Below are 22,537 nucleotides of genomic sequence, written 5' to 3' on the forward strand. Positions count from 1 at the left end.
CACAGCATGATCAGCTCGTCAATTGGTCTGACAAATCAAGTCGAGGTTGCTCAAATAATGTTCGTGATCTCACCCTGTTTGCCGTCCTGCTTATGATCCGGCAGCCCTGTTAAAAATCATCCTGTTTGCGTATTCCAAAGGCATCACCTCCAGCCGTGAAATTCAGTGGTGTTGTGAAACCAATGTGATTTTTAAAGCCTTGTCGTGTGATTCGGTACCGCATTTCACCACCATTGCAGCTTTTGTCAGTGGTCGGCGTAAGGAGATAGAACAGGTATTCGAGCAGGTGTTATTGATATGCCATACCCAGGGTTTACTGGGCAATGAGTTGTTTGCGATTGATGGCTGCAAGATGCCGTCGAATGCGGCGAAAGAATGGTCTGGCACCTTTAAGGAGCTGGAAGCCAAGCGCGCCAAACTGAAACGGCAAATTCGCTATCACATGACTGAGCACGAGAAATTGGATAAGTCTGACGCCGCGGAGGAAGTCCGTCAAAAGCGGGCGGAGCAAGCTATTGAGACATTGAACAAGGCCCATGACAAGATAGACCAATTCCTAAAGACGCATAACCCAAGGATGGGCAAAGGCAAGCGTATCAAGGAAGTCAAAAGTAATATCACTGACAATGAATCGGCCAAGATGACTACCAGCAAAGGCACCATCCAGGGCTACAACGGCGTGGCGGCAGTGGATAAAAAGCATCAAATCATCGTTGATGCCCAAGCCTTTGGTGAAGGCCAGGAGCACCATACCTTGCAACCGGTATTGGCAAGTATTCGAGAGCGTTTCCGGCGATTGGCTATTAGTGATGACATCTTAAAAGCGCAAACCATTATCACGGCCGACACGGGCTTTGCGAATGAACAGAACATGCAGTATCTGCATGAGCAGGGAATTAATGCCTATATCCCTGACAACCAGTTCCGGCAACGCGACCCCAAGTTCAACGAGCAAAAGCGCAAATATGGTAAACGCCATCAGGATAAAAAGGTGCGTAAGCAAGGCGTCATCCCGGCCAGTGAATTCAGCTTTGACCCTATCAATCACCAGTGTGTTTGTCCGGCAGGTCAACGCATCAGCTTCAGAGGGATAAGAAAGAATGAGCAAGGCATAAAAATCGCCTACTTCGAGGGTAAGTTATTGCAGTGCCGCCACTGTGACAAAAAACAGCAGTGCATGCACAACCCCAGCGCTGCCGACCACCGCAAAGGCGCGGGACGCCAGGTGAGCTTTAGACTCGATGCGGGGCGGGAGCCCACGTATACAGACTGGATGAAGCATCGGGTAGACAGTGCGCAAGGCAAACAGATATACAGTCACCGCATGTCGACAGTGGAGCCGGTGTTTGGCAATATCACCGTCAACAAACAACTCAGGCGATTCAGCCTCAGAGGTACAGCGAAAGTTCAAAGTCAGTGGACCTTATTCTGTTTGATACACAATATAGAAAAACTCAACCATTACGGCCAGTTAGCGGCCTGACTTGCCCCTGAACTCCCCCTAAAAAACGCTCCGCCAGCCCTGTAAACTCAGGCCCAAATCAGTGCAATTATGCGGCAGAGGAAAGTCCCCAAGCCAAGCGCCAATCCAATTGAAAAACACTCAAGTTCAAGGCAAAGTAAGGCAAGTTAATCATTAAGCCGAGCGTAGAAAATGAAGACCCGAAACAACCTTTTTCTACAGGCTCGTTAGGTTGCAAGGAGGAACTATGAATTTATCCATCGATCAGATTATTGCTTATATCGTTACTATTGTTTCTGTCGTACTTTTTCTACAAGAAAAGTTCAAAAACAATAAGGTTCCAGTATATATGGCCCTGCAAGGGCTGTTGAAAGCAGCTTATGCAAAACACAAAATACATCAATCTAATTGGGGGCTATTCATTCAGGCCAAAATGAATAACGAAGACAGGCAAATCAGTCTCGACGAATATATGCTTTATGTTCAAATGGTTGCGTTGGACTACGATGCCCAGATAGAACAAATTTTGGGTCTTATGAAATCACTTGAAATCAAAGAAGACTCAATATTTAACAAAAATGACTTTACTGGACACGAGGAGTTTATGAGAGAAATACGGGAACGCAAAAATGTTGTGCCCAAAAATAGCTCTTCGAATGCAACCTAACAAGTTGCGGAAGTTTGCCGCAAACAATGCGGCTGGGACGCAAACTCACTGGCTTGGCGCTCCGCGCAGTATAGCCAGCGTTTTGCGCCCCTTTGCAAAGCGTTATCAGATTGGAAGGAATCGTGAATCTATTGTTTGTATGCAGTGAAAATAGGCTGAGAAGTCCCACGGGCGAAGAAGTGTTCTCTGCCTATGAAGGCATCAATGCTATAGGTTGTGGCACAAATCTGGATGCTGAAACCGTCGTTAGTGGAGATCTGATTGAATGGGCTGATATTGTCTTTGTTATGGAAAAGACACATAAGAACAAGGTATCAAAGAAGTTCAAGGATCTTCTGACCGGGAAAAAACTTGTATGTCTAGATATCCCTGACAACTATGACCGGATGGACCCTGTGCTGATAAGAATTCTTGAGAATCGTGTATCAAAGCATGTGCGTTTAAGATGAGTCAGATAACAAAAGCCATCATATCGCCGCCCAAAAGCGGCGGCTGGGACGGCGCAAAATACGCTCCGCCTCATATGGCTGCTTTATATTTCTTTCAGACAGCAAGGATGTAAATTTTGGTTCGGAAAAGAGACGAAAAAGTCACAGTCGCCTACAGTTTCTTATTTCAATCAGACGCATCAGCTAAAAGTGGATTTAGGGTTCTTCAAGAGCGAACAGTCCCATCAGAATGTTCTATGCGTTATACCAAGGAAGGCAAAGTAATTCTTCGAATCACTAGACTTCTGGAAAATTCAGAACAAGCTTTATCTGCCGCAAAAGAGGAACTGGAATCAGATCTTACTAGGTATGGTGGTGAGTTTCAGAACTGGAAATATCATGTGATCAGCTCAAACGGAAAAATGAAACCAAAGGTCATGACTTACACATCAACTCTTCTGGCATGGTTAACTCCCCCCGGAGATGCAAGAAACTACCGTACATACAAAATGCCTTATTTCTCCTTAGTGTTTGTTTTAGCAATAGGTTTTATTGTAGTCTTGTGCGTATGAAATATAACAATACGCTATTGCCACTCACTTCGTTCGCTGGGACGCAAACACGGGCCGCTTCGCGATTATAGCTCCGTGCCTGCGCCCCAAGCCTTTGCGTTGTACGCAGTAAGGAATTGAGAGTTTTCCATGAGATCTAAGAAGCTTGAAACTCTTGTTAACGTTTACAAGGAATTAGCCGAAGAGCTTGTCAAACTAAATAGCCCAGAATTAGAGCCGCTGCTAAATGGCTGGTCGGTATCTTTGAGCCAAGTTAACGAAATAATTAATAGCCCTGATAATGCAATTAAGCCTTCTCTGCTCGCATCAGGTTTCGAGCAAGGGCTACGTGACACGCATCTGATGTTGGGCGATTTAAACGCCCAATATAGGTCATCCGCTATCAAGGTGTTTTATAAAATTGTAGGGTCGCATTTGCCTAGCTTCTTTCAAAAAAGCGAAGCTCAACTTCAGCGTATCGTGGCAAAAGGGCAAATTAAAAACGAAAACGAGTGGTACTTAGTTCGCCACCGAGTAGATAAAATCGAGTGCCAGCCAAACAACGAAGCGGAGCTGGCAGTTCTTAATGAGCTACTTGGTAAATTCGAAGCAAGCGGGATCAAGAGGGCAATGTCGTTGAAACATCGATAAATGGGGCAATTGTGCCAACGCTTTGTACCTAAGAAGCCCAAGCCGCTTTGACCCTCGCTAAAAAATTCCCGGTCGGTGCAGGGCGCTGCTAAAAGGTGGGCAAGTTGCTGGGAGCCAATTGAGTGGAAAGCCTATCTTGGATGGCTTCGCTCAGATTCAGAAGTTTATTGTTCCGAGCCTGATACCAAAAGCCAATCCCGGTTCTCTCAAGTCATTCTTTTTCTACCACGAAGGGCACGAAGAACACGAAGAGTGGACAATCTCTATTGTCCTTCGTGCGCTTCGCGCCCTTCGTGGTGAAGAATATTTTGAGAAAAAGTCTGGTATGGAACCAGATTAAACAGCTTTAGCTGGCACGCAGGGCAACAGGCTGGACACTTGTTGTAAATGGAGCTGGCCCGCCATATAAGACATTGAGGTCATGATATTCAAACCTTGCCACGACAGTCTTCACCATGGATACTAAAACTAAGTTTGGCTAAACAATGCCATAGACATAGTTAAAATCAGACATGGACAGTTCTCCTCAACAGTTGCCACTCAAGATTGGCAAAACTCCGGGAAAGGGGGAGTCCATATCATTCGTTATATAGCCAAGAGGGATGTCATCGAATGAGCCTGAATCTGTATATGAAGACGGATAAGTTCAAAACTAATAAGGAGATGGCTGACTATTTTTATGGTGAATTCTCCAAACGAGGGTTTAAGCCTGGCAGTCCTGAAAATGAAGATTATATGTACGCTATAGAGTCCGTAATTGATGGCGAAGCGGTGACATTTTATCTTGGGAAAAATGATGAAGCGTCTATACCCCCACTTTGGCAAATTTGGCCTGAACAAAAAGTGTCTTTTCTTAAGAGGCTATTTGGTAAACCTGATCGAGCACCAGAAGAAAAAGCCAAACGAGTTCTAGAAGAAATCGTTAAGGAAATCGAAGGAGTTCAGGCCGTTGAGTGGGCTATATAACAAGCAAAGGCAGTCGGACGCTTCGCGCCGCTGCTTGGGGCGTTATGTTCTCTTATGATTTCTTCGAAAATTAATAGGCTAGCGAATTCAGGTATTGATATATCAGGCTTTCATGAGTTGGAGTTTGAATTTTATGTTGTTGGCAAGGCCAAACTTCCGTCGCTGGCAGCGGAGTTTTATCACCCCGACAACAGCATGAGAGTGAGCACTCAAAAGCACCCTAATGGTTTTGGTTATTCACTCAGGCTACGGATTGACGGAATCTTGCAGGAAAAGGATATTGCGAAAACACTGGTTTGGCTAAACAAAGTGGCGGATGAGCATAATGTAATATTGGAAAACTGGCGTGTTGTTCAAAGAACATAACAAGGCCGAACACATCGCACTAGCTCTGCTAGTGATGGATTCGCAACAAGTTGCTCGCCTGTGTTGGCGGCGTTATACGGTTGAATGATGAAGGTAGTTTTGATCCCTGGTATGGATGGAACGGGAAGGTTATTCGAGCCCTTTATTGAATCCGCCCCTGCTGGATTAGAAGTGATTACGGTGCCTCTTATACAGGATGCTGCGGCTGGTTACATCGATCAGGCACAGTATGTGGTCGACACGATTGGCGATGAACCCTTAGTATTGGTTGCTGAATCCTATTCGGGAATGGTCGCCTATAATATGTTAAATATTGGGTGCAAAAATATCCGCCACATAATATTCGCCGCGAGCTTTATATCCTCACCTTCATGGATGGCATCGCTGGCAAGATATTTACCGGTGAGCGTGCTCAAAAGCAGGTTTGTCCCAAACTCTATACTGGGAAAAATCTTATTTGGCCGGTTCTCTAGTTCAAAGCTAATCGCGGTGTTTTATGAGGCGCTTGATCACGTTTCTAACGACGTTCTTGACCATAGACTTAAGCAGATAGCAACGCTTAAGTACCCAGTTACACCAATCGAAATTCCATGTTCGTATATAAGGCCAAAGGATGATAAATTGGTGTCGAGAGCTGCGTTGGAGCCTTTTAGTAGGCTGTGTCATAAGCTAACGGTACATGAAGTAGATGGCACACATTTTGTGCTTCAAACAAACCCCAAGCAATGCTGGAGCTTGATACAGGGTGCAGACGTATAACAATCCAATGCACGCGGAACCACCTACGTTGCGCAATTATTTGTGGTGTCGCTACGCTCCATTATTCCACAAAAATTGCTCCACTCCGGTGGTCCTGTGATTGGGGCTACATGGACTCCCCCGTTTGTCAAACAACAGCTACACTAATCTTGATGTGTGGTATGGGACTGCCGCTCTACATTCGACTTGTTAGTGGACTTACAGTTGCTCTGGCCATGATGACAAATGGGTAAGGAATCCATTTGAACGCCCAAAGGGCGGCCCGCAGGGCGAGCGCAGGTATAGAGCGAGTAATCTGCGTGGTTGTGGGACCTCATTCGTTAGAAGGCTTTTTGAAGCCCGCCGCAATTGCTGAAACATCATCCCTTAAGCGGCCCGAGCCGCTTTGGTCCCGCTTAAAAATTCCCGGTCGGTGCAGGGCGCTGCTAAAAGGTGGGCAATTTGCTGGGAGCCAATTGAGTGGAAAGCTTGTCTTGGATGGCTTCGCTCAGATGTAGAAGTTTATTGTTCCGTGCCTGATACCAAAAGCCAACCCCGGTTCTCTCAAGTCATTCTTTTTCTACCACAAAGGGCACGAAGAACACGAAGAGTGGACAATCACTATTGTCCTTCGTGCACTTCGCGTCCTTCGTGGTGAAGAATATTTTGAGAAAGAGTCTGGTATGGAACCAGATTAAACAGCTTTAGCTGGCACGCAGGGCAACAGGCAGGACACTTGTTGTAAATGGGGCTGGCCCGCCATATAAGACATTGAGGTCATGATATTCAAACCTTGCCACGACAGTCTTCACCATGGATACTAAAACGCAGTCTGGCGAAACAATGCCATAGGTATAGTTAAGAGCTGACATGGGCGTTCTCCTCAATGGTTGCCAGTTAAGCGTGGCACCCGGGAAAGGGAGAGTCCATATCATTCGTTAGGCATACGAGAATTGGTGCAGCGATGAAAAATCTGACATTTGATGGCACTCAAGAAGCACTTCGTCCGATAACGTCTCTTCTTAGCAAGTCGGAGAAAGCTTGTCAGAAGTTAACCCCAGGAACGTGGCAGCATAAGATGCTAAAGAAGAACATAGATGCATTACAGGTTGCTTCTCATTTGATAAACGACGATAGGACGGCGCCCCAGAATGACTTACGAGATGCTCTGAGCGCAATTTCAGATATGGCATCCAGGTCCGAAAAGGCCCTATCAAAGTTCGAGCCGGGGACATCTCAACACACACTCCAGCGCAACAGACTCAATGCTCTGCAGATTGCAGAAGTTCTGGTAAAACAAGGAATTGAATGTGACAGCGCCTAACAATTTGTAGCACGCAGCCCTTTTTGGGCTTTGGACTCAAAACTCACTGGCGTTCGTTTTTCGCCCATGTACAAGAACGTTATGTGTTCTGGAGTGAAAATTGATTTTCATATTCGTTGGTGCCGTCTCTTTGTTTCTTACTTATCATGCGCAGATTAGAGCCGGTTCTAAGTGGAACAATTTTTTGGTTTACGTCTTTTCTGGTGTAACTTATCTCTGCGCTTATATCTTGATAGATGAGAAGCCTAAAAGTGACGTGATGGGTATTTTCTATAGTATTTCCGCAATATTTTTCATGTTTTCAACTTTGTTCGTTACCTTGGCAATAAAGCCTGACAAGTTAAAGTGACCCAGATGGCTTCAACACATAACAAGCCGTTCAACGCATGTGCCAGCAAACAACTCTGGCATGGACTCGCAAACTACGCTCGCCAGTTAACGGAGCGTTATAACTCATTGGTAGACTATGTACTCTTTTGACCAAAAGAAATGGAAGAAATTCGTTTTAAAACAAGCCCTTTATCCGAGTGTATGCGGAATAATAACCTTCATCATCATTACCAATGCACTACAAAAGATCTCAATTTCGGAACTTGTTAGGGAAGTTGCAAACGGATTAGGCGGCATTCTGGTGCTAGTCTTCCTTTTTTTTACTTGGGTTACAACCGATAGTTGGTTGGAAGATAGAAAAAGAAGAGACTTCCCGACGTTTTCAATAACGCCCGACTATTTGTCTCTGGTATACGGCTTGATCGAAGAAAGAGTCAAAACTGAACACGTAGAATGTTTTGAAGTGGAAAGAAAGGACAAAAAAATCGGAAATTTATCTATCATTTTAAGGGATGGAGGCTCAATAACCCTTGAAAAATTCTTTCCAATAGCAGAGATAGCAAGTGAATTAAGGCGCATGGGTATAAATGAGTTATAACAAGCCGTTAAACGCATGTGCCAGCAAACAGCGCTGGCACGGACTCGCAAAATACGCTCGCCCGTTAACGGTGCGTTATAAGCCATCAATAAACTTAATCAGGGATAGATGAATGAAGAAAGTGATATTAGTTGTTCTGTCGATTTTAGTGACGAGTTGCTCTTCTACACCTAGTGTTAAACCTAAAGTTTCAATCGCAGTCTCACAGGCAAACCAAGAGGCTAAGATTACCGTGTTGGACAAGGTTTCAAAATCCGACAAATCTATGCAAAAGCTTGCAAATATGAGTGCGCAAGGGGCGGCTGCTTCCTTGGGATGCACTGACAATCAAGCTACAATGGCTTGGGAAAACAATGGTAATGCCATTATTTCAGATGAAAATCCAAATGCAAAAGTCGTTACACTGCTGGTTAAGTGTGCAAATGGCTTATAACAAGGCGCTATTGTCGCCACTATCGTGGCTGGGACGGCTTACGCTGTGCTTCAGCCGCCCCAAAGCTTTGCGTTATGAGTCTCTCGTGAAAAACACAGTAATCCCGCTAACACTCTGCTTGCTGTCATCTTTTGCTGGAGCCAATGAAGCAGCTTCATCGATGAACAAAGAAACTTCCGATGAAGAAGTTCGAGAGCTCATTTTGAATGAGAAAGTCACGGTCATTGTTCGAATGTCTGAAACTGAGATTGAGCTTTGGCTCAAAGACGGAACAAAAGTTAAAGGTATCGGCTTTGATGTAAATACCCTCAATAGGGTACTGTCTGAATGCGGTGACAAATGTATGAGCATTGTTCATGCGAGTGAATGAGACTCATAACAAGTTGCGCAAGTTTGCCGCAAACAACGCGGCAGGGACACAAACTCACTGGCTTGGCGCTTCGCGCAGTATAGCCAGTGGTTTGCGCCCCTTCGCAAAGCGTTAAGCGCTAAGTGATAGATATGGATGCTAAAGATTTTGCAGAGTGCTGGAAAAAAGAGAGGGATTACCTGTTGGAGCTTTATACCTCTGGACAGGAAGAAACAGCAGTATCTGATTTGATTGAAAAAATGGGGTTGTCATCTGAGCAAAAAGAACAAATGAAGTCAGTGCTTGATCAGGTGCTCACAGATACATTCTATACGCTCCTGCTGGGCTTAGATGGTTCAGCGTCAATCGGAGGTATTCAGCATACATTTAAAATATATGATGAAGATAAAAATTTGATTTCGGACTGTGGTGAATTGGAATCTGAAGCGTGGGAGCAATTTCATGAAGAATAGGCGTCCAATAAATCGCTTAACAAGCGGCTGCTGTCGGACTGTCAAAAGCTCCGGCTGCGCCTCCACTTTTGCCAGCCACAGAGCCGAGCGTTATATTCGATAGGTGTCGTTTCGCTTAATAGTTGCAATCGAATCAACAAAATAGGTCTAGCTAAACATCAAGAGTAAAAAATATGAGTGTATTTGAGAATTTCAAGTTGTTGAAAGCGGATATGATAGCAAATGGCTGGGTCATAGATGCGTTTCCTTTCAATTACAAAAGCCGCGATTACATTGTGTTAGCGAAGCTGTACGAAGACGGGGAAAAAAAGCCGAAATACGCTTTGATGAAAATAGAGATATTGAAAAGTGAAAACATAAATGATCGACTTGTTACTGCTGTGAACACCACTGGGTTTCTTATTGAAGCGAAGCTGCTAAGGGAATTTTTTAATATAGAGTATGGTGAAAATCTTGGAGATATATTGAGTCAGTTTAATGAGTATTTTGCTCAATTTATTCCAACTCAAGTAACTCCGGGTAAATCACCACAGATTGAGGAAGCAATGGTTGCATCTCTATCAAAGAGTGACAGTCAAGATCCCAAAAAGCGCTACTGTTATAGTGTTATGAGAAATCCAGATGGGCGAAAAAGAACACCGTTCAATGACAATAAAACTAGACTGCTAAGACCAAGTTTGTACCCAGAGTTCAGTGGAGATCAGTCGATAAGCTTTTGCTATTCAACCGATTCTAATGATCACAAATCGGATGCAGTAATCATTCAAAATTTTTCTAACAGATAATCTTGAGATTTGGAATATAACAAAGCCATCAAGAGTGGACGCAAAAAAGCTTGGCTTGCGCTCCTTCGTCGCTAATTTTTGCCAAGCATTTTTTCGCCACTTATGGCGGCGTTATACGCCAAAGGAGACATGGAGTTGAAAAGTAAAATTTTAGTGGCGTTGTTATGTGTGGTTTCTTTTTTTGCTGGTTCAATTTGGGGGAAGTTTAATTTCGTAACTTCAGAGATTTATTCTTCAAGTGAAGATATAGAAGTTAAGACCGATAGTGGCAGCATCGGCAAAATTCCATTTGGTACAGAATTGCATTTCCACTCTTCAGCTCATTCAGCGACGAAGTACTTTCTTTTCATTGAAGTCCCTATTGAGGAATCAGCAAGTAAAGTTAAGGCTGCTGAATTTGACAGTTATGGCGGTATCAAACCATTAACGAGTACATTTAAAGATGGCGTATAACAAGTTGCCTAATATCGCCGCAAAAAGCGCGCCTGGGACAAGCACTCACTGGGCTTCGCCCCACGACGTTCGCATTTGCCCATTGGCAAAGCGTTAGGTGCTTTGGAGTTTAGCTGATGAACGAATGCTGTTCGGATAATTCAAAACTAAAGATTGCAGGGCATGTTAGTTTTTTAGACGCACTAGGTTTATTGATACTGTTGCCATTTTATGGCTTTGTTATTTGGGGCGCATCCTATTTAGTTGTAACTATTGCAACCAATTTATTGAGTACCTTTTGGGACTCCCATGCGTACACTGTTTTCTTTCATTTATTGGCCCTGTTTATAACGATGGCATGGTTTGTTCTTAAATCGCTTCCCAAATTCTTGCATGCTTGTAGCTTTCTTTTGAATTACAAGTTACATATATTCCATGTATGCAATACTTGTGGCCATAAAAAAGATTTACTCAATGTCCCAAAAGAATCCGACCCCTTCAACGGGCGCACCTAACAATCGTTTCAAGTCGCCGACGCGGGGCATGGGCTGGGACACAAACATGCAGGCTGCTTTGCAGTTTAGCCTACATGTTTGTGCCCCTTAAACGGGGCGTTAGCTGCTTAAGGAGTTTCGGTGAATAAAAAGGGATATCATTTTGCTTATGATGCATCAAAGGTCACCTCAGATGAGTATATTGGCCTACTAGATAGAGATGAATATAATGCCGCGATTTCTCATGTCTTCGAACTATTAAACTCATCAGCAATATTATTTTTTGCAAAACACTTTGCACCATCTGTGTTTCTTTCAATAACAGTATTTGAAGAAATAGCTAAAATAAAATCTGGCCATATGAGATCGTGGAGTGAAGGAAAAAGGGAAGTTAGACGTGATCAAAGAGATCAAAGGGGTCAGGTTCATTGATCAAAGGGGTCAGGTTCATTGATACTGGCAATAGTTCAAAGCGGCTTTGCCCCAAGCGGCCCAAGCCGCTTTGACCCTCGCTAAAAAATTCTCGGTCGGTGCAGGGCGCTGCTAAAAGGTGGGCAAGTTGCTGGGAGCCAATTGAGTGGAAAGCCTATCTTGGATGGCTTCGCTCAGATGTAGAAGTTTATTGTTGCGTGCCTGATACCAAAAGCCAACCCCGGTTCTCTCAAGTCATTCTTTTTCTACCACGAAGGGCACGAAGAACACGAAGAGTGGACAATCTCTATTGTCCTTCGTGCGCTTCGCGTCCTTCGTGGTGAAGAATATTTTGAGAAAAAGTCTGGTATGGAACCAGATTAAACAGCTTTAGCTGGCCCGCAGGGCAACAGGCAGGACGCTTGTTGTAAATGTGACTGGCATGCCATGGAGCACATGTCATAAAGGACAAGGAGGTCATGTATTTATGACCTTGCCACGACAGTCTCCACCATGGATACTAAAACGCAGTCTGGCGAAACAATGCCATAGGTATAGTTAAGATCTGACATGGGCGTTCTCCTCAACAGTTGCCACTTGAGTTTGGCAAAACGCTGGGAAGAGGGAAATCCATACCATTCGTTAGGCGACATGCAAAGGTAATCGCAAATGCAAAAGAAGAAACCTGTAGTTCGATTACTGAGAATCATCATGCCTATTGTGGCGATAATCTGCATCGTGATGTTCCCTCCTTGGGAGGGAATATGGGCATGGATAACACCATTACCAGATACGGTGCAGGAGCAGCTCGATGATGCTATTGATTCTGGGCTGGATGGCATGATCGTTTATGTCGACCAGGCCAATCAGCCACCCGCTCTTTATGCAGCGGGATGGAAAGATCGGGCGGCGCAGATACCAGCTGACCCGCAAGCCTTGTTTAAGATTGCCAGCATCAGCAAGTTGTATATCGCCGCGGCCGTTGCCAAGTTGGTCAATAAACAAAATTTGTCTCTGGATGACACGCTGGCAGATTACCTACCTGAACTTGTGGGCAGAATTGAATATGCCGATCAGATCACCCTGAAGATGATGGTGCAGCATCGCAGCGGTATTCCCAATTACGTCGACGATGAGGAATTCGATTGGGGGAACCCGTTGATGGAGATCAGCGAGAATCTGGCGCTGGTTCTGGATGAGCCGGCAGATTTTGAACCTGACACCGACTATCGTTACTCCAATACCAATTATTTGTTGATTGGCAGTATTCTCGACAAGGTGTTGGGATACAGCCACCAACAGTACATCAAAAGTGAGATCATTGCCCCTCTGGGGCTAACCAATACTTATGGGCTGCTTAGCGATGTAAATCTCGAAGTTGTAGCCAGTGGTTACTACACTAAATACGATGGTGATCTGAAGACGCTGGATTATGTTGTTCCCGGTGGTTCAATGGTTGCCACCGCACAGGATGTCGGCGTGTTCTTGCGTGCTTTGAATGATGGGGCATTGCTAAATGATGATGAACAGGCTATCTACTCCGCAATTTACAAGTATGAACATAAAGGCTGGGTGCTGGGATACCATAGCATCGCACGCTATTACAAAGATATCGATGCAGTGGTTATTCAGTTTGTGAATACAACCGGTGGAGATATGGAATTGTTATCGAATGTTGTTTACGGCCGTATTGTTCGAATCTTGCGCAGGGAACAGTGAGAAGCGTAGGCCCCGAATTGTTCGGCGATTTAGAGATTCCCTATAGCGCCGCCTAACCAATCAAGCTGGCAAAGGGGGCGCCTTGCTTCGTCCGATTGTGTTGCATTGCTTCATGCGAAGCCTGCCTTTTAGCGTGTTTACGAGTATCACAAGCCCCTGTTTATGTGGCATCTTGTTCACTTTGAGCCTTTGAACAACTCCGGCTAATCTATTCCAACTGGCTGGTATATAGGCCATTGTTCTGAATCGACAGGCAGCTTTAGCTGCAAGCAAAAGCGCTGGCACTGACTCAGAAACCTCGCGTGCTTGTTAACGGTGCGTTGAGGCTGTATAAAAATTCGCAAGGTTTTATACGAAAATCATTGATAAATAAGATAAAAATAACGCTACTTCTTTAAGGTCTGGATTTATCGATATCAAAAACTCTCCTGGATTTTAACTAGGATAAATCGCTATCTGAAAAAAGCAGGGGTTTCTACAGCCTCGTCAGCTGTGATTGCCTCATCCGCAGAGTGATACTATAGTGTCACTATTATTCTGGTTCAGAGTGAGCTCATGAAAGTTGAACTTGTTACCAACCTTAAGCGCCAAGCCACAAAGATCCTGGCAGACCTGCATCTGACAAAAGAGCCGGTACTGATAACCGAACATGGTCAACCGTCCGCTTATCTTGTTGATGTGCAGGATTATGAGTTTATGCAGCGTCGGCTTGAGCTGCTTGAGGGGCTCTCACGAGGAGAGCGTGCTGTACTTGAGGGAAAAACGTACAGTCAAAGTGAAGCCAGGGAGAAAATGCGTAAATGGCTGAAGTAATCTGGGCGGAGCCTGCTCTTCAGGAATTAAACGCCATTGCAGAGTATATCGCGCTGGACAATCCCACCGCAGCAAGCCGCCTGGTAGAAGAGGTTTTCAACAAAACAGACCGGTTAGAAGGTTTTCCCCGATCCGGGCGGATTCCTCCAGAACTCACTAATTCGGTATACAGGGAGGTAGTGGTTCGACCCTGTCGTATTTTTTATCGTGAGGATGAGGGTCGGGTTCTTGTCATCTATGTCATGCGGGAGGAGCGGCAGTTTCGTGCGTATATGCTTGAAAACAGCTAATCAGGCGCGTCACTCAGATGCCTTTGTCCGCACTTCGCTACGTCAAGATCACCGATGCACTCAGCGTGATACATTCAGGAGAGTTTAGTTTGCTTTTGGTTGTGGAGCTGCAGCGTACAGGCCGCTTTTCCGTACACCAGGATGTTTTTAACAGTCGGATTCGATTTCTTATTTTCGCGTCAACGTTATGCGCCATCGGCACTATCTTTTATGCGGCATCCCTCTAAGGGTTCAATAGTCTGAACAGCCAACAGCCAACAGCCAACAGCCAACAGCCAACAGCCAACAGCCAACTCACCAATACTCCCCGGCCAGCCGCCCCAGGCGCTCAATAGCCAGTTCAACCTCCCCGGTCCAGGGTACGCCATAGCTAAGTCTGATGCAGTGCCGGTATTTATCGGTGGGGGAGAATAACGTGCCGGGCATAATGCTAATGCCTTGCTCCAGGGCGCGCTGAAAAAGCTGAGCGCCGTCTGCCTTGCGGGCAAGCTCCAGCCACAGCACCGCGCCGCCATGGGGGCTGCTGACCCGGGTTTGATTGGGAAAAGCGGACTCCACTTTGGCTTTCATGCGCTGCATATTGATTTTTAGAACGTCACGAAGATGCCTGATATAGCGCTCATATTCGCCCGATGCCATATATTCAGACAGGGTCCATTGGTTAAGCAGTGATGATGTGCAGGAAAGCGCGCGTTTTAATCTTACTGCCTGCGCGGCAAAACGGGGGCTCAGCAGCCAGCCGATACGATGGCTGGGGGCCGCGGTTTTGGAAAAAGACGAGCAGGTGATCACCAGCCCTTTTTTAGCGTAAATCTGGGCCGGCAGGCCACGGCGTTCACCAAAGTACAGATCGCCGTAAACATCATCTTCAATCAGGCCAATATCTCTGGATTCCAGCAATGCCACAATGGCTTGCTTGTTGGTTTCCGTCAGCATGGCACCGAGGGGATTGGTAATGCTGGTGGAGAAAATACAGGCCTTGATGGGCTGAGTGTTTATGGCACGTTTAACATCGTCAACGCATAAACCGTCATCGGGACAGATGGGAATTTCGTATACCAGCATGCCGAGGCTTTCAATCAGTTCCAGAATGCCGAAATAGCAGGGGGATTCCACCGCGACCACATCGCCGGGTTTGGCCAACAGCAGCAGGGCTATGGTCAGGGCCTCCTGGGCACCATTGGTGATCACCAGTTGTTCCGGGTCGGCCTGCACGCCTAAATCCAGATAACGAAACGCCAACTGGCGGCGCAGCGGCAGAAAACCGTTAAGTGGGCCATAGCCCAGCGCCTGTTCATTGGCCAGTGAAATAACCCTGCGCATATTACGCGCCAGGGCTTTATGCGGGGGCAGGGCAGAAACGGGATTGCAAATAGCCAGGGGCAGGGCGTTGTGCTGGTGCACATTGGCATGTACCTGCTCAATCATTTCCTGACGGCCAACAGGTACCGCCCGGGTCGACTGTCTGGGTTTGCGCGGGGTATTCATTCTGGCCTGACTGGCACGCAGGAAGTAGCCGGATTTAGGTCTGGCTTCCACCAAACCTAATCGTTCTAACTCAAGGTAACCCTGTTTAACCGTGGGCACACTGATATCCAGCCGCCCGGCTAATTGCCGCAGCGATGGAATGCGATCGCCAGGGCGCAAGGTGCCTTTTTGCTGCATATCGCTAATCAGGTCAACCACCTGATGATAGAGAAAACGCTCCGATGGCTGGCCGGCAGAAAATTCCATCTGTATAGGTCGCTTTTTTAAAAAACTGTATATGTTAAGTATACAGATAGGGTCTATCATTGCTAGCTGAATCAACGGGAAGATGGCCAACATGAAAAACCTATTGCTGTATATCGTCACTGTCCTGATTTGGGGCTCAACCTGGCTGGCCATCGAATTTCAACTTGGCGTGGTTGAACCCGAAGTGTCCCTGGTTTATCGCTTTGCCATGGCTGCGCTGCTGATGTGGGGTTATTGCCTGTATCGGAAATTACCGATGCGCTTTAACCTGGTGCAACATGGTTTTTTTATTCTGTTGGCCCTGTGTAATTTTGGCTTTAATTATCTGGTGCTTTACTGGGCGCAGGCTTATCTGACCTCGGCACTGGCGTCTATCGCTTTCTCCACCATGCTGCTGATGAATATCATCAATACAAGGTTGTTTTTTGGTCAGCCTATTGCCGGGCGCACCTATATTGGCGCACTGCTGGGCATTCTGGGGATTTTGTTATTATTCTGGCAGGATCTGCAGCAACTGGATATGTCCAATACCGTGTTGGTGGGACTGTTAATGGCGCTGGGCGGTACCTTAATTGCCTCGTTTGGCAATATGGTCAGTGTACGCAATTCCAGACGTCAGGTCGGCGTGCTGCAGGGCAATGCCTGGGGCATGCTGTATGGCACCCTGATACTGACCCTGGTCTCGATATTCAGCGGGGCCAGCTTCAGCTTTGATGCCAGGGCACCTTATGTGCTGAGCCTGATATATCTGGCGGTATTTGGCACGGTTGTGGCGTTTGCCTGCTATTTTGCGCTGCTGAAAAATATCGGCCCGCAGCAGGCCAGTTATGTGATTGTGCTGTTTCCTTTGGTGGCGGTGGTACTAAGCAGCTGGTTCGAGGATTTTCACTGGCACAGTGAAACGATTTGGGGATTTTCCCTGGTGTTGGCGGGCAATGCGCTGGTATTGACCCCATTTTCCAGGATTAAAAAGTGGTTGGGTGTGACAAAGTCTGCCACACCAGAGGCTGTATAATCAGGTCTGTGCCCACTGGCGCAGCAGATTATGATAAACACCTGTCAGTTGTACGATCTCCGGGCTGTCCTGTACCTGTTTGCGCAGCGACTGAATCGCCATATCCATATCGAACAGGATGGCGCGTTTCTCGTCGCTGGCCACCATACTTTGCAGCCAGAAAAACGATGCCAGCCGCCGACCTCGGGTAACCGGGGTTACTCTGTGCAGACTGGTGGAGGGATAGAGCACCATATCACCGGCCGCCAGTTTGACCCGCTGCGAACCATAGGTATCTTCCATCACCAGTTCACCGCCATCGTATTCATCCGGTTCACTGAAAAACAGGGTCATGGACAAATCTGTTCGCACTTTCACCGGTGTGCCGGGCACCTGGCGAATGGCATTGTCCACATGTACGCCGAAAGACTGCCCGCCCTGATAACAGTTAAACAAGGGGGGAAAGATTTTCAGCGGCAGGGCGGCTGACATAAACAACGCATGCTGGCCCAATGCCGCCAGTATCTGATCGCCTAATTGCCTGGCTTGTGCTGAATTGTCAGGCAATTGCAGGTTGTTTTTGCTTTGCGATGACTGATAGCCCGCAGTGACATTACCGTCTATCCACTCGGCAGCTTCCAGCACGGTGCGCATTTGCCTGACCTGTGCTTTGCTGAGCACGGCGGGGATCTTTAACAACATGGTGAATCTTCCAGAATAAAAGGCCCGCAATCGCGGGCCTGAACAACAAGCTTAACGCCATTCTAACTAGAAACTATAGTGGGCGCCCAGGGTAAAGTAGCGGCCCACGCCGGGAATGGCATGGCCACCGCCCAGTTGCTCCAGATACTCTTCGTCGGTCAGGTTCTCACCGTTGAATTGCAGTCTGAGCTGTTCATTGACGCGGTAAGACAGCATTACATCCAGCAATACATAGTCATCACCAGTGCGACGATTTTCAGAGCTGTTGTTATAGCGTTTGCCAACATACTGGGCACCGAAGCCGCCGTTTAGCGCATCATTGAACTGATACGTGGTCCAAAGGCTGAAGGACTGCTTAGGCGTATTTGGCAGCTCGTTACCGGTACTGACGTCTTCGCTGTCCTGATAGCTGAATGAACCGATAATGTTCCACTGCGTGCTGATAACGCCGGTGGCACTTAACTCAATGCCTTGCACCTTATGCTCGCCATTCAGTTCATACATGCTGTCGTCATTTAACAGGCGGGCATTATTTTTTACCGAGCGGAACAAGGCCGCGCTGGTCAGTAGTTTGTCATCCAGCAGGTTCCATTTGGTGCCCAGCTCGATACTGCGGGTTTGCTCGGGATCCAACTCTGCCTCGTTGCGACGTGTGGAAACGGCTACCCCTTCTGCGGATGGGTTATAAGAGTTGCCCGCTGCCAGATAAATACTGCCATTTTCGGCCGGCTTGTACACTGCAGACAGGTTCCAGGCCAGCATATTGTCATCGGTATTGATCACTTTAGACGGGTCGGAATAGTCGTATTGGTAGTCGCTGTCGAAAGACTCCCAGCGCAAACCGCCGGTGACCTGCCACTGCGGATTAATGGTTACCGTGTCAAAGGCATAGATGGCCAGGGTGTCAGCATCGGCTTCGATACTGGTGCCATCGCGCTCATAACGACCGGTAAAGGGTAAGTGCGGGTTTGGATGATACAGGTCATTCAGGGCCGGGCCGCTGTCCAGATTGTCATCTACCACGTCGGTCATGTTCCAGCGCTTGAAGGTTTCCCGTGCCAGCTCCACGCCGACCACCAGGTCATGACGGATATCACCACTTTGCAGATTGGCAATCCAGTCGGCCTGCAGAGCCTTCAGGCTGTTTTTACTGTCGCGGGTTTTCTCATCGCTCAGGCGTACATCGGTACTTTCCGCCAGCTTGTAAAAGCGTGGTGCGGTGACTATGGTCTGACGTTTTACTTCGCCGGCGCGGGCCTGAATTCTCAACAGACTGTGTGCCGACAAATCCTGCTCGTAGCGCAGGGTGACAGACTGGGACTTAATGTCTTCCTGATCCCGGTTCACATTGCCGTAGAAGTTGTCAAAATCCACCGGTGGGGCCTGGTTGACATAATCTGCCAGCTCAGCCACGGGGTTGGTTCCTACCCATGGCAGACCATAATCGGGCAGATTATCCTGCTTTTGATATTCCAGATTGGCGTTAAAACGTTTATCGGTGCCAAGCCCGGCGGCGTAGGACAAGGCTCCGGCATAGGTGGCATTTTCCACTTCGTCGCGACCCGCCAGTTCACCATCCTGCGCCAGTAAATTAACCCGCAATGCACTGGTGTCACCAACCTGCATATTGGTATCAACGGTGGCCCGATAATCCTGCTCAGAGCCACCGCGGGCACTGACATCGGTGAATTGATCCAGACGTGCGGTTTTGCTTTGCAGGTTAATGCTTCCCCCTGTGGCGCCACGTCCCGTTACCGCAGACCCAGGGCCTTTGGCCACTTCAACCGATTCCAGGTTATAGGTATCTCGGTAATAACCGGCGATATCCCGAATGCCGTCAACAAAAATATCATTGCTGGCGCTGAAGCCCCGAATTGCCATGCTATCGCCGGAAGGTGCTCCGCCTTCACCGGCCGCCAGGGAAATACCCGATACGCTACGAAGGGCATCGCGCAGGCTGTCTACGCCGCGGTCTTTCATCACTGACTCGGGGATCACTGTGATGGACTTGGCGGTATCCAGCAGTGGTTGGGTAAATTTAACCGAGCTGGAGCGGGTGACCTGGTAACTGTCTTGTTGTTGCACCGTGGCCTGGGCGGTTGGCAGTTCTTTAATTTCAGACTGATCTGCAGCCAGGGTTTGAGAAGAAAAAGCGGCTGCAACGCTTAGGGCAAGCAAGCTGGTTGCTGACCCATAAGGAGTGTGTGTTCTGTTAGACATAAAATCCCTATGAAAAAAAGTATCGGAAAAAACGATTGTTGTGGGTGAGAATCGTTCTTTTTTATGTCAGAGTATCATAGCAAAAGTGATGCTAGTGTAAATAGGAATGATTATTAATATTTGCAGTATTTTTGTCAGGAACAGATAATAGCGACGTTTTTTCACAGGTAGGGCTGCACTTGTTCAGGTCGAGATTCATTGTATTAGCCGTCAGCATGTCGGCATTAGCGCTGCCAGCTTGGGCAGATAAAGCGCAAAGTCGCGATAAGCTGGTTCAGCAGTGGCTGAGCCTGGAACAACAAAAAGCCGCATTGCAAAGTGACTGGCAGCAACAAAAACCTGTGCTGGCGCAGCGTATGACATTGCTTGAAGCTGAGAAGCAGCAACTGCAAGCTTTGTTAGCCAACAGTCAGCAGGGCAGTTCACAAGTGCAGGTGAAGCGTGCCGAATTGCTTGCCCAGCAAAGTGAACTTGAGCAGCAACAAGTCAATGCCAGGCTGCAGGTGAAGCAGCTCAATGCGCAACTGGACGGCTTGGCAAGCCGCTTACCGCCGCCACTGCAAACAGCCTGGGCTCAGGAGCAGGAGGGCTTGTCAGACGATGCAGATACCTCCGCATTACTGCAGGTGGCCCTGGCCAAACTGGATAAGCTTTATGCGTTTGACAGCCGGGTCAGCTTGTATGAAATGCCGGTCACCACACCCACCGGTCAGCAAGTTCTGGTTAAACAACTGTATCTGGGGATCACCACGGCCTGGTTTGTCAGTCCGGATGGTGCAATAAGTGGTCAGGGCCGCTCTGAAGACGATGGCTGGCAATGGCATTTTGGGGACCAAGGGCAGGCGATTCTGAGGGCTGTTGAGGTGTTTGAGAAAAAACGCCAAGCCGAGTTAGTACCAATGCCTGTGCAACTTTCCACCGGAGCTGGCCGATGAGATTAATGAATATCGCTCTGCTTTGTATGGGCTTAGTCACACCTGTGGCTATGGCTGCTGACGCGGTGGAAACATCACTGCTAAAAGATATTCAGCAGGCTCAGCAGAGTCTGCAGCAGTATCAGCAGAAAACAGATAAAGAGCGCACTCATATAGCAGCCAGCTTGCGTAAGCTGGAGTCAGAGGTAGCAGACTTGCGGGAGAAAACCGCAGTAACGCGGCGGCTGAACGATGAAAATACGCTGGGGCTGAGCCAATTGCAGGAGCGGCTCGACAGTTGGCTGCAACAGCAACAATACCAGTCCAATCTGCTGAAGCGTTTTTTACATCAGCAGCAAATCCTACCCACCACGAGCCGTGCAGATTTGCTTCAGGGCCTGACGCTGCTTAACACCGAATTGCAACGTATTCGTCTGCATCCGCAGTGGCAGGAACAGCAACTGGTGATGCCTGATGGTACCTTGCAGCAGGCCCAGATTTTGCGTATTGGCCCGGTGCATTGGTGGCTGGGAGAAGATAACGGCGGATTCGCACTGCCAGAAGATGGCTTGCTAAAGGCTGGTCCCGAATTGCCCGCAGATGGTTTAAAACACCTGCAACAAAATCGCCAGGGCGAGTTGCTACTGGACCCAAGTCTGAATCACAGCAGACTGCTGGCACAAAACAGCGAAAGTGCTTTTGAACATATCGCCAAAGGCGGACTTTGGGCGCTACCCATTATTTTCTTTGCGTTATTTGCGCTGGCCATTGCGCTGCTAAAAGCCGTGCAGTTATGGCGACTTCCTAGGGTGACCGCGCTGACCAGAAGCCAGGTTTATAGCAGTAATGAAAGCGCGTCGTTGATGAGCGGCATGTCAGTGCACCAGCAAGAACTGCTGAGTATTGCCCGTCAGGAAGCAAATCCAGAATACCGTGATGATCTGTTGTTTGCGGCACTGCAAAGGCAAAAGCATCAACTGGAACGCTATCTTGGCGCCATTGCTATTACTGCCTCAGTGTCGCCGCTGCTGGGATTGCTGGGTACGGTATCAGGTATGATTGAAACCTTTAAAATGATGACATTATTCGGCTCTGGCGATCCGCAGGTGGTGTCCGGCGGTATCGCGCAAGCGCTGATTACCACGGAGCTGGGGTTAGTGGTGGCGATTCCGGCGTTAATTCTGAATGCGTTACTGTCCAGAAAAGCCCGTGCTTACTTCCATGAACTGGAGGATTTCGCCATTAAGTTAAGTCAGTCAGAGCAACCCGCCAGCGCAGCGGTCAAACCTGCACCGCACATACTCAAGGAAGTTAAGGCATGATGGCGCAACTGCTTTCTAATTGGGTGTGCTGGGCCATAGTACTGACCGCATTATACTGTTATCAGCATCTTGCCCTGCAACTGTTGCAATTAAGGGGGTTGGATGAACAACTTGAACAGCGGGATGCGCAATTCAGTCAGTTGCTGATTGGCACAATGCCTTTGCTGGGGTTACTCGGCACTATCATCGGCTTACTGGATTGTTTTATGGCCATGTCAGAGCAGGGTAACAGTGGCTATCAGCTTAGCCAGGGGATCGGGGATGCTTTGCTGACCACCGAATTGGGATTGGTGTGTGCGATCCCTGGCTGGCTGTTGCAGGGCTATTTACGCCATCGTCAGCATAGTGCCGTCTTGATGCAGCAGGGCTGA

General features: G+C 47.6%; 26 protein-coding genes and 1 pseudogene. 24 read left to right on the plus strand and 3 right to left on the minus strand.

The features are described 5' to 3' along the window. Window positions 1–82: 82 nt before the first annotated feature. From CSR04_RS25450 to CSR04_RS21470, 20 genes and pseudogenes are all read left to right on the plus strand, one after another. Window positions 83–1,483: pseudogene (locus tag CSR04_RS25450) on the plus strand (transposase); the annotation flags it as partial. A 226-nt stretch (window positions 1,484–1,709) separates the two neighbouring features. Next, complete coding sequence (locus CSR04_RS21365; RefSeq protein ID WP_102798379.1) at window positions 1,710–2,129, plus strand: hypothetical protein; 420 nt, start codon at window positions 1,710–1,712, stop codon at window positions 2,127–2,129. 122 nt (window positions 2,130–2,251) lie between these two features. Next, the gene (locus CSR04_RS21370) at window positions 2,252–2,578 is read left to right on the plus strand and encodes a low molecular weight protein tyrosine phosphatase family protein (protein WP_102798380.1); all 327 of its coding nucleotides are present in this window, start codon (window positions 2,252–2,254) and stop codon (window positions 2,576–2,578) included. A gap of 236 nt (window positions 2,579–2,814) precedes the next feature. Beyond that, on the plus strand, window positions 2,815–3,129 hold the full coding sequence (locus CSR04_RS21375) for a hypothetical protein (protein WP_146027224.1): 315 nt from the start codon (window positions 2,815–2,817) through the stop codon (window positions 3,127–3,129). A gap of 129 nt (window positions 3,130–3,258) precedes the next feature. Beyond that, window positions 3,259–3,759: a hypothetical protein gene (locus CSR04_RS21380; protein WP_102798382.1), complete on the plus strand. Its 501-nt coding sequence runs from the start codon at window positions 3,259–3,261 to the stop codon at window positions 3,757–3,759. A gap of 136 nt (window positions 3,760–3,895) precedes the next feature. Then, on the plus strand, window positions 3,896–4,099 hold the full coding sequence (locus tag CSR04_RS21385; RefSeq protein WP_146027225.1) for a hypothetical protein: 204 nt from the start codon (window positions 3,896–3,898) through the stop codon (window positions 4,097–4,099). 272 nt (window positions 4,100–4,371) lie between these two features. Further along, the gene (locus CSR04_RS21390; protein WP_102798384.1) at window positions 4,372–4,725 is read left to right on the plus strand and encodes a hypothetical protein; all 354 of its coding nucleotides are present in this window, start codon (window positions 4,372–4,374) and stop codon (window positions 4,723–4,725) included. A 54-nt stretch (window positions 4,726–4,779) separates the two neighbouring features. Then, window positions 4,780–5,091: a ribonuclease E inhibitor RraB gene (locus CSR04_RS21395; RefSeq protein ID WP_102798385.1), complete on the plus strand. Its 312-nt coding sequence runs from the start codon at window positions 4,780–4,782 to the stop codon at window positions 5,089–5,091. Window positions 5,092–5,175: 84 nt separating this feature from the next. After that, a complete protein-coding gene (locus CSR04_RS21400; protein WP_102798386.1) occupies window positions 5,176–5,850 on the plus strand; it encodes an alpha/beta fold hydrolase in 675 nt (224 codons plus the stop codon). A 943-nt stretch (window positions 5,851–6,793) separates the two neighbouring features. Further along, window positions 6,794–7,153, plus strand: a complete 360-nt coding sequence (locus CSR04_RS21415; protein WP_102798389.1) for a hypothetical protein — start codon at window positions 6,794–6,796, stop codon at window positions 7,151–7,153. 466 nt (window positions 7,154–7,619) lie between these two features. After that, a complete protein-coding gene (locus CSR04_RS21425) occupies window positions 7,620–8,081 on the plus strand; it encodes a hypothetical protein (RefSeq protein ID WP_102798391.1) in 462 nt (153 codons plus the stop codon). A 112-nt stretch (window positions 8,082–8,193) separates the two neighbouring features. After that, window positions 8,194–8,514: a hypothetical protein gene (locus CSR04_RS21430; RefSeq protein WP_102798392.1), complete on the plus strand. Its 321-nt coding sequence runs from the start codon at window positions 8,194–8,196 to the stop codon at window positions 8,512–8,514. Beyond that, window positions 8,504–8,884 carry a hypothetical protein gene (locus tag CSR04_RS24805; protein ID WP_172449455.1) on the plus strand — a complete coding sequence of 127 codons (381 nt, stop codon included), beginning with the start codon at window positions 8,504–8,506 and terminating at the stop codon, window positions 8,882–8,884. The genes CSR04_RS21430 and CSR04_RS24805 overlap by 11 nt, the downstream gene beginning before the upstream one ends. 131 nt (window positions 8,885–9,015) lie before the next feature. Continuing rightward, on the plus strand, window positions 9,016–9,336 hold the full coding sequence (locus tag CSR04_RS21440) for a hypothetical protein (RefSeq protein WP_102798394.1): 321 nt from the start codon (window positions 9,016–9,018) through the stop codon (window positions 9,334–9,336). 173 nt (window positions 9,337–9,509) lie between these two features. Continuing rightward, entirely contained in the window at window positions 9,510–10,121 is a 612-nt protein-coding gene (locus tag CSR04_RS21445) for a DUF6037 family protein (protein WP_102798395.1), read from the plus strand. Between the two features lie 135 nt (window positions 10,122–10,256). Continuing rightward, complete coding sequence (locus CSR04_RS21450; RefSeq protein ID WP_146027227.1) at window positions 10,257–10,574, plus strand: hypothetical protein; 318 nt, start codon at window positions 10,257–10,259, stop codon at window positions 10,572–10,574. A gap of 614 nt (window positions 10,575–11,188) precedes the next feature. Beyond that, window positions 11,189–11,479, plus strand: coding sequence for an AbiV family abortive infection protein (locus CSR04_RS21455; protein ID WP_102798397.1), 291 nt, complete (start codon window positions 11,189–11,191; stop codon window positions 11,477–11,479). Window positions 11,480–12,127: 648 nt separating this feature from the next. Beyond that, window positions 12,128–13,177 (plus strand): serine hydrolase domain-containing protein, encoded by a 1,050-nt coding sequence (locus tag CSR04_RS21460; protein WP_102798398.1) that lies wholly within the window; start codon window positions 12,128–12,130, stop codon window positions 13,175–13,177. A gap of 555 nt (window positions 13,178–13,732) precedes the next feature. Beyond that, window positions 13,733–13,990 carry a type II toxin-antitoxin system Phd/YefM family antitoxin gene (locus tag CSR04_RS21465; protein WP_102798399.1) on the plus strand — a complete coding sequence of 86 codons (258 nt, stop codon included), beginning with the start codon at window positions 13,733–13,735 and terminating at the stop codon, window positions 13,988–13,990. Then, the gene (locus CSR04_RS21470) at window positions 13,978–14,280 is read left to right on the plus strand and encodes a type II toxin-antitoxin system RelE/ParE family toxin (protein ID WP_102798511.1); all 303 of its coding nucleotides are present in this window, start codon (window positions 13,978–13,980) and stop codon (window positions 14,278–14,280) included. The genes CSR04_RS21465 and CSR04_RS21470 overlap by 13 nt, the downstream gene beginning before the upstream one ends. Window positions 14,281–14,574: 294 nt before the next feature. Here the strand turns inward: CSR04_RS21470 and CSR04_RS21475 are convergent, their stop codons facing one another. Beyond that, window positions 14,575–16,014, minus strand: coding sequence for an aminotransferase-like domain-containing protein (locus CSR04_RS21475; RefSeq protein WP_102798400.1), 1,440 nt, complete (start codon window positions 16,012–16,014; stop codon window positions 14,575–14,577). Between the two features lie 91 nt (window positions 16,015–16,105). Between CSR04_RS21475 and CSR04_RS21480 the strand changes: the two genes are divergently transcribed. Next, on the plus strand, window positions 16,106–17,029 hold the full coding sequence (locus CSR04_RS21480; RefSeq protein WP_102798512.1) for a DMT family transporter: 924 nt from the start codon (window positions 16,106–16,108) through the stop codon (window positions 17,027–17,029). Here CSR04_RS21480 and CSR04_RS21485 read toward each other — a convergent pair whose 3' ends face one another. Next, window positions 17,030–17,710: a Fe2+-dependent dioxygenase gene (locus CSR04_RS21485; RefSeq protein WP_102798401.1), complete on the minus strand. Its 681-nt coding sequence runs from the start codon at window positions 17,708–17,710 to the stop codon at window positions 17,030–17,032. A 66-nt stretch (window positions 17,711–17,776) separates the two neighbouring features. Next, window positions 17,777–19,930, minus strand: a complete 2,154-nt coding sequence (locus tag CSR04_RS21490; protein ID WP_102798402.1) for a TonB-dependent receptor — start codon at window positions 19,928–19,930, stop codon at window positions 17,777–17,779. A 215-nt stretch (window positions 19,931–20,145) separates the two neighbouring features. On the opposite strand from CSR04_RS21490, the gene CSR04_RS21495 reads away from it, so the two are divergent. Genes CSR04_RS21495 through CSR04_RS21505 form a run of 3 tightly spaced genes read left to right on the plus strand, consistent with a single transcriptional unit; the run spans window position 20,146 to window position 22,537 of the window. After that, window positions 20,146–20,865: a DUF3450 family protein gene (locus tag CSR04_RS21495; protein WP_102798403.1), complete on the plus strand. Its 720-nt coding sequence runs from the start codon at window positions 20,146–20,148 to the stop codon at window positions 20,863–20,865. Continuing rightward, window positions 20,862–22,166, plus strand: coding sequence for a MotA/TolQ/ExbB proton channel family protein (locus CSR04_RS21500; protein WP_102798404.1), 1,305 nt, complete (start codon window positions 20,862–20,864; stop codon window positions 22,164–22,166). The genes CSR04_RS21495 and CSR04_RS21500 overlap by 4 nt, the downstream gene beginning before the upstream one ends. Beyond that, window positions 22,163–22,537, plus strand: coding sequence for a MotA/TolQ/ExbB proton channel family protein (locus CSR04_RS21505; protein WP_102798405.1), 375 nt, complete (start codon window positions 22,163–22,165; stop codon window positions 22,535–22,537). The genes CSR04_RS21500 and CSR04_RS21505 overlap by 4 nt, the downstream gene beginning before the upstream one ends.

The sequence above is a fragment of the Bowmanella denitrificans genome, from assembly GCF_002887595.1.
Lineage (GTDB): Bacteria > Pseudomonadota > Gammaproteobacteria > Enterobacterales > Alteromonadaceae > Bowmanella > Bowmanella denitrificans.